Genomic DNA, 7,273 nt, shown 5'->3' on the forward strand with positions numbered 1-7,273 from the left:
AAAAGTTAGCCATATCGGTACCAAAATCTGCCTCATAACAGGGAACCTGGTCTAAGAGCTCGGTAAGGAAAAGAAAGTTGTTTTCAGTATTTCTACTGTTAGGCCTGATGGAAGAAGGGAAAATATGGGGAACAACTTTAGAAGGGGCTATTGGCCTGAGGCTTGAAACAGGCTGCATGGTCTTATTTAAGATTACTATGGCTCTTATTTTTGGATTCTTTTTTAAATTTGCATTTAAGTCATTAATATAAAAATAAAGTTCATCTTCGCTATTTTTCATATAGCTGTAGTGGAGCAGCTGGGGGAAAAAATTATATACAGACTCTTTTCTTAACTTGGCTAAACTGCTTACTGTATGGGGATAAAAATTTTTGTTTTCCTGCTTAAAATAAGTTATGTCATCTGAGATTATATTCCCTCCATTAACCACCATGGAAAAGGCCGAAGTGGATTTACCGCCGCCACTGATCCCGGTAAATAGTATGGAGCTGTCCTTAATATAAGCACAAGCAGAATGGGCTCGCTTAAATCCAAAATTATCCAATAGCAGGCCCAGGGGGTTTAGGAAAAACAGTAATACATTGTAATAGGGAAAATTAAAAACTTGGGAGCTTAAATTAATATGGAGGGCATTATGGTTATAATCAATAAGTACTGAGGCAATTTTGTGGTAATGATAATAAATTTTCTGGCTGTATTCATAGATATCTACCTTCACTTCCCTGTCTACGAGCAATGTATATGATCTTACCTGTTGCGGCTGGCCGGAAGGATAAGTAAAAATGCCGCTGCCAGTTTTATTTACATATACATTGATATGGCAATCTTTTTGATTCCCGTTATAGTCAGCATAAAAATATTGCTTTATATGTGCTTTAAACTCTAAGGCATTACCTTGCACATTGATTCTTATTCCATTCCAGTTATACATATTAAACCTCAATCATGACTGAGAACTTACTTAAATAATCCCTATCTTCATTAAAGGGCAAACCATCTATTTCCAGCCAGCTGTGTCCTTTGAGCCGGCTATCTTCCTTGGCCACCCCCGTAACCAGCCTGGCCTGGATATTATGCTTAAGGCACATCTGGTATAGTACCATGCTTCTAATCATACAAGGATTAGGATCCTTGAATACCTTAACCAGGTAGAAACTGGCCGCTTTATAAAATTTGTAGAGTTTTCGCATAAATGCCTGGTCAGGCTTATTTGTTCCACTGCCGGTTTCCCATTGATTAAGCAGGGTGCTAAATCCGATTTTGTTTACTTTTCTCCTGGCTGAAATTATTTTAAAAGGAACTATGAGTAAGATATATAAATCAACGGGAAGGTTAAAGCTCTTATACTGCAAATTATTTTAGGCCTTTTAAATGATTATAATAGGATGTTTTTTTCCTTTAATTCTGAAATTAAGGATAATACATCACTTTTTAGTTGCTCATATTCTATATCATATTTTTCAAACAGGGAATTTACTATGGCTTCTGCTTCCATGTTTTGGCCAATACAATTAAATATGTCTGTACCCACGTTGTTTAAGGAAAAGTAATCTCCATTTTGCTTATTTAAAAGTACAGTTTCACCCTGTATTTCCCTGGATATAATATTTTCATTTATTTTCATGTAATCTCCTGCCAAGGCTATCTTTTTTATCATAGGATGCTATTTATAGGTATTATATAATACTAGCTATGCTGGGGGAAGCAATATAATTAAACTTATTCCCAAGTTAAATACAGCTATTGCTTCATTCCTTATTATAGGTGTAGATAAGCCCTGCCTCTTCCCGGTAGCTGCCTATTAGGTTTAACCTGGAGGACTGGGGGCTATCTTCTGCTGATAATACCACTATGTAATTATAGTCTTGCTTGCTGGCATTATCTATTTCTTCTATTACCTGGGTATTGTTTTTATCAGATATATCTATAAATTTGATATCCCGGGGATATAGGTTGTAAGCCATTTCAGACATTATATATACCGGCTGGCCCTTGACTAGCACTGCCAGGTCCTGCTCAGGGGGAAGGGCCTGGTCTACCCAGGATATAAATTTTTCAAAGTCATAAAATCCCTGGTAGGTAGAAGCCAAATCCCTTTGCTCGATGTTTTGCCTATAGGAAAGCCAGTAGCTTTTAGCCGTAAAAATCTGTGTGGTAAGAAAGCCCAGGGAAAATAATACCAGCATGGCCAGGGATATTACTACTACCAGGTTAAACCTGGGATTTGGCCTAAAGGCGGCATAATATATTGCAGTTAATAATGCCGCCAGTCCTAATATAATATAGGAGGGAACCAGGAACCGGTTAATATAATCTAATGACCATAGCTGTTTAAAATAGCTGTTAATATAGCTGTCTAGGGGAGGCAGTATCCTTCTATCCAGTTCAAATTTTTCTATTTTAAAATCTATACCCCTAACCTCTGGAAGGTTTAAGCTTATGCTGCTTATGTTTTCAGATTGCTGCCAGTAGGGGTTTTCTCCAGTGGGCACATAATAGCTGTGGGATAAATCATCGATATGGATATCAAACTTTTGTACGGCCAGGCTGTTTTCTTCTTCCCAGGAAAGCACTGCAGTGCCTTTGGGAAAATCGGCACCTATTGTGTTATTTGCTTTAAGCTTGACTGTAATAAATTGGTTTACAGAGGCTTTGGTGCCTGGTTCTAAATTTATTTTAGCAGTTGCTGATTCAGCTACAGTAGAGGTAAACACTGGAAATATGAAGGGCAAAAGTATTACCATTATAGATACTGCTATAGATATGTATATATTTTTTTTAGCTGCCCTCATAAAACAAGCTTTAGCTTAATTTCTTAATCAATTTTTCTATACCTTGGTCAAAAGATATAGGGGAGAAACCAAAATCCTGCTGAGCCTGGCTGTAGGAATAGGTTTTATCATAACTTAGCCTTTTTATTTGATCCGGGGTTAAGCTGGGATTTTTGCTTAACCTGGAATATATGGATACCATAAAATGCGCCAGGCCCAGGGGCACTTTCCTGATCTTGAAATCCAGTCCCATTTTTTCCTTGACTATATCCAGCATCTTTAAGTACCTTATAGGCTCTTTTCCAGCTAGTTCATAGGTTTTCCGGTAAGTTTTCTCATTAGGTATCACCTCTGCTATGGCCTGGGCTACATCTTCTATGTATACCGGCTGTATAAGGTTTTGCCCCCGGCCGAACAGGTAAAAATAGCCCTTGTCCTTTATATATTTTATCATCCGGGAAAAATTGGTGTCATCTTCTGAGCCGTAGATCATGGATGCCCTTAAAATGGTATAGTCCAGCTTGCTGGCTTGGATAGCTTTCTCAGAGGCCATCTTGGCTTTTTTTATTTGGCTGTCTACCGGTACCAGTACTGTGGTAGAACCTAAAAATACTATTCTTTTTATCCCTGCCCTGGAGGCGGCGCTTAAGGTATTCTGGACATAGTAACTGTGTTTTAGATCGGTAAGGTATACTATGGCTTCTGTACCTTTGGTGCAGGAAAAAATGGTATCGGCGCTATTTAAGTTGCCCCTGGTTATGATAATTTCCTTATTAGCCAAAGAGGCTGTTTTTTGCAGCTTGGATATATCGTCTCCAGTTTTTATAAAGCATTTGACCTGGTAGCCTTTTTTAAGCAGGTTTTCCAAAACTGTTGGCCCTATAAAACTGGTGGCTCCTATAAGTACAATCATATTTAAAACTCCTGATAAAATTATTTTCTGTAAATCATATTAATACTATAAAAATAAAGGTCAATTTTTTTGTTATATAAACAGGAGATTTATTATATGATATAGGGAAATATTTAAATTATAGCTATGGGATTTCTGCTTTACTTAAAATATTTTGTTTCAATTGCCTCTTTGGTGCTGATTGGCTATGTGCCGGTATATTTTCTGCTGTTAAGAAAAAAGATTCTGGATCTGGAGTATAAGAATATATCCGGTAAGTTCTTCATTGCCTTTCTATGCTTTTATGTGGGCAGTTTCCTGGTAACTATATTCATGATAACCCTGTCCTTGTTTGGAATAAGCCTCAGGTTTGAATACCTGCTTATGTTTGTCATCTTTTTTTCCTGCCTTTCCCTTTATTTCTATTTTTCCAAGAAGTTTAATTACCGGGAAAAGCTGAGGCTAAAAAGAATGATAAAAGGGGCAGTAACCCTGGATGATAATTTAAAAGTTAAAAAGGGCAAGATTATCTTTGAGCCCAGGAGGTCCAGGTGGTCACTGAAGACAGACGGGTTTAGCCTGGGGATAGTGCTGTTTGCCATATTGAGCTTGCTTACGCTGGCCAGCTTTATAATGGTTGTATTTTTTACTTTCCTATTTCCCATAAGGTTCTGGGATGCCATAGCCTGCTGGTCTTTAAAGGCCAAGGCTTTTTTTATAGATAGCGATATTTTTACCTTTTTTACCCGGCATGGATATGATTTTTCCCATAACAGCTACCCCTTGTATGTTTCTTTGCTGCAGTGCTGGATATATATATGGATTGGAAAAGTGGATGAAAACCTGGTAAAGATTATCTTTCCCTTATTTTATCTTTCCGGCCTTTTTGTGCTTTATCATTTCTTCCGGAAAAAACTTAACCAGCTGTTATCCATATTGCTGGTATTTATATTTTCAGTAATACCCATCATAGCTGACCATGGCTATATAGAATATACCAATCTATTGTTTTCCATTGTTTTAGTGCTGGCGGTCTATTTTTTATATCTGTACCGGACCAAAAGAAGGATTGCCAGCTACATCATCCTGTCAGCGGTATTTTTTGCTTTGCTGGCCAATATCCGCAGTGAAGGATTGGTGTTTTTAGGGGTATTCCTATTGATTAGCTTGTGGTTTATGTTTGCGGATTTGGTTAAATCCAGGCATAAAAGAAATGCGGTTTTAAACTTCTTATACTCTTGGGGCTTAATTATTATTCTCTTGGCTCCATATGTACTCCTAAAGTACGGGTTAGGATTGCCTGTCTGGTCTGTAGAGTGGCAGCAGGCTATGGGGGGACAGGGGATGCTGAATATAGTAGATGGACTAAAAGTTATGGCCAGGGAAGTTTTATTCTCCAGTTATGATTCAACCCGGGCATTTTTAGGTTCCGGCTACGGGCCGGTATGGGTGGTGCTGATTGTACTGTTTGGGGTTAATATAAAAAGGGTATTTAGCAGGGCTAACTGGGTACCCTTTGTATTTGTGCTGATAGGCATAGTTATGGTGCTTTTATCCATTTCTTTTATTACCGATTTTGCTGGTTCGGTGGAGCGTTACCTGCTGCATATATTCCCCCTGGCCTACCTTTGGATTTTATCTAGTTTGCCAAATTCAAAAAGGTTGGGATAAAACATTTAATTGTGGTAATATGTGTATTTATTTTAAAGGAAGCAAGTGATTTTTTAAGTGTTAGTTTATTGGTTAGTTCCCACATTAATAATAGCAGTGTTAGTCATCCTTTATGTTTATGCTTTTAGGTTTGAGCCTTCTAATTTTAAGCTGAGCCAGGTAGATATTTTTTTAAGGCAGCTGGGAGAAAGAAGCAAGGACCGGAAAGGCTTGCCCTATCTTACCATCTTGCACCTTTCTGATTTTCACTTAAGGAAGAACCGGAAAGGCAAAAAATTGTTTAAATTCGTACAGGGGTTGGCTGACCAGGAAGTTGACCTTATATTTATAACGGGGGACCTGGTAGAGCAGGATAAAAACATTCCCTACCTGGTGGAGATGCTAAAGCCATTGAAGGCCAGGTACGGTAAGTTTGCCGTGCTGGGGGTTCATGATTATTATGACAAAAAAGCCTCGGAGTTTATAAGGAACATGTTTAAAAGAAAGAGGACCTATAAGAGGCAGAATGATATTGAAAGGCTTATAGCTGAACTGGGGAATATAGGGGTGGAGGTATTGCAGAATAAAGTAGTAGATATTGACAATCCCTATGAAGACATCAGGGGCATTCAAGTGGCAGGTATTGACGACCCTGTTATTTTAAGGAAAAATATAGGGGCAGCTTTTGGGAAGCCATCAGATGCTCCCCTTTCTGGCCCCGAGAAAAGTACTTATTACCAGGAAAAGTATCGGGAACATTTTAGGTTGAGTGACAAGGATTTCCACTTGTTGGAGGAGAAGGCCAAACTACTGTTATGTTTGGTGCATACTCCTGATAGTGAAACCCTGGTTGATTTGGCGGAGCAGGGGGCAGATATAATTTTTAGCGGGCATACCCATGGGGGCCAGGTCAGGCTTCCATTGGTGGGAGCGCTGCTTACCGGGTGTAAGCTTAACCAGAAATATGCGTCAGGGTTATTTTATTTTAAAAGATTTGTGCTTTATGTATCCAGGGGCTTAAGTGAGGGCAGGTATTCCCAGTTCAGGTTTTTCTGCCAGCCTGAAGCCAGTATAGTAAATATATACAAAAAGTAGAAAGGAACTTGGGTGAAAAATTTTCTTTGGTTTCTAGTATTAATATTTTCATTGTTTTTAATTTTTGGCTTTGGCTGTAAAGCGCAGCAGGTACCGGAGGTAGTGGTAGAGGAGCCTGTGGTAACAGAGCAGTTGCCGGAAAAACCTGAGGAGGTAAAGGAAGCGGAGGCAGTTCAAGAGCCAGACCCTATACCCCAGCATTTACAGGAGCTGATGGATGAGGCGGAAGGGCTGTATCAGGATGGTTTGTACAGTGAGGCTAACCAGAAATACAGGAGTGTGGTATTAGCTATAGAAGCTTCAGATGTGCCGGCTGCCCAGGAATATTTGGAAAGGATGCAGGCCAGGTATGAAGAGACCAGGGAAATAGTGGACAAGGCCAGGATCCACCATGGCAATGCCATGAAGCTTCAGTATGAAAAGAGGTTTGAAGAAGCCATAGGAGAGCTGGAGATGGCTTTGGACATTTATCCTAAATACCAGCCGGCCATAGATGCTTTGGATTCATTGAAGTCTTTGGCTGGATTACAGTAAGAGTTTATAAGTTATTTGTCTTATTGGCTCTCAATAGATAATATCTATATATGGCAGCAAAAAAGAGACCCAGGCAAAGAGGTTGTTTTTCTTCAGTGGTAAGGTTTACCTTTATTATACTGGTTTTATTTGCTATTGGTTTTTTCATTTTTTATGCTATAGATAATCCAGATTTTCTTTCTAATATAAAATCCAGGTTTTCCAGCGAAGAGGAACAAACTACTATAGCGGCAGAAGCTATAGTTTTGGAGGAGCCTGCTGAGGCTGAGCCGGAAGAACCCATACAGGACAGTCAAGAAGAGGGCATAAGCATTTTAGATAAGATAAAGGC

At 39.0% G+C, this 7,273-nt stretch carries 9 protein-coding genes; 4 read left to right on the forward strand and 5 right to left on the reverse strand.

Annotated elements, in window-relative coordinates:
• The 5 genes from PHN32_08770 to PHN32_08790 form a co-directional block, all read right to left on the reverse strand.
• Positions 1-931 (reverse strand): hypothetical protein (locus tag PHN32_08770; GenBank protein ID MDD3777682.1); only part of this gene is annotated, 931 nt, incomplete at its 3' end.
• A 1-nt stretch (position 932) separates the two neighbouring features.
• A complete protein-coding gene (locus PHN32_08775) occupies positions 933-1,352 on the reverse strand; it encodes a lasso peptide biosynthesis B2 protein (GenBank protein ID MDD3777683.1) in 420 nt (139 codons plus the stop codon).
• Between the two features lie 23 nt (positions 1,353-1,375).
• Positions 1,376-1,624: a PqqD family protein gene (locus tag PHN32_08780; protein MDD3777684.1), complete on the reverse strand. Its 249-nt coding sequence runs from the start codon at positions 1,622-1,624 to the stop codon at positions 1,376-1,378.
• A 124-nt stretch (positions 1,625-1,748) separates the two neighbouring features.
• Positions 1,749-2,792 (reverse strand): hypothetical protein, encoded by a 1,044-nt coding sequence (locus tag PHN32_08785; GenBank protein ID MDD3777685.1) that lies wholly within the window; start codon positions 2,790-2,792, stop codon positions 1,749-1,751.
• 10 nt (positions 2,793-2,802) lie between these two features.
• Positions 2,803-3,684 carry an NAD(P)H-binding protein gene (locus tag PHN32_08790; protein ID MDD3777686.1) on the reverse strand — a complete coding sequence of 294 codons (882 nt, stop codon included), beginning with the start codon at positions 3,682-3,684 and terminating at the stop codon, positions 2,803-2,805.
• 126 nt (positions 3,685-3,810) lie between these two features.
• Here PHN32_08790 and PHN32_08795 point away from each other — a divergent pair, with 126 nt between their 5' ends.
• The 4 genes from PHN32_08795 to PHN32_08810 all read left to right on the forward strand — a co-directional run.
• Positions 3,811-5,334 (forward strand): hypothetical protein, encoded by a 1,524-nt coding sequence (locus PHN32_08795; GenBank protein ID MDD3777687.1) that lies wholly within the window; start codon positions 3,811-3,813, stop codon positions 5,332-5,334.
• 57 nt (positions 5,335-5,391) lie between these two features.
• The gene (locus PHN32_08800; protein MDD3777688.1) at positions 5,392-6,408 is read left to right on the forward strand and encodes a metallophosphoesterase; all 1,017 of its coding nucleotides are present in this window, start codon (positions 5,392-5,394) and stop codon (positions 6,406-6,408) included.
• Between the two features lie 12 nt (positions 6,409-6,420).
• A complete protein-coding gene (locus PHN32_08805; protein MDD3777689.1) occupies positions 6,421-6,942 on the forward strand; it encodes a hypothetical protein in 522 nt (173 codons plus the stop codon).
• A 50-nt stretch (positions 6,943-6,992) separates the two neighbouring features.
• A partial coding sequence (locus PHN32_08810) for a hypothetical protein (GenBank protein MDD3777690.1) occupies positions 6,993-7,273 on the forward strand: 281 nt, incomplete at its 3' end.

It is taken from the genome of Actinomycetota bacterium, assembly GCA_028698215.1.
In the GTDB taxonomy this organism is placed as follows: domain Bacteria; phylum Actinomycetota; class Humimicrobiia; order Humimicrobiales; family Humimicrobiaceae; genus Halolacustris.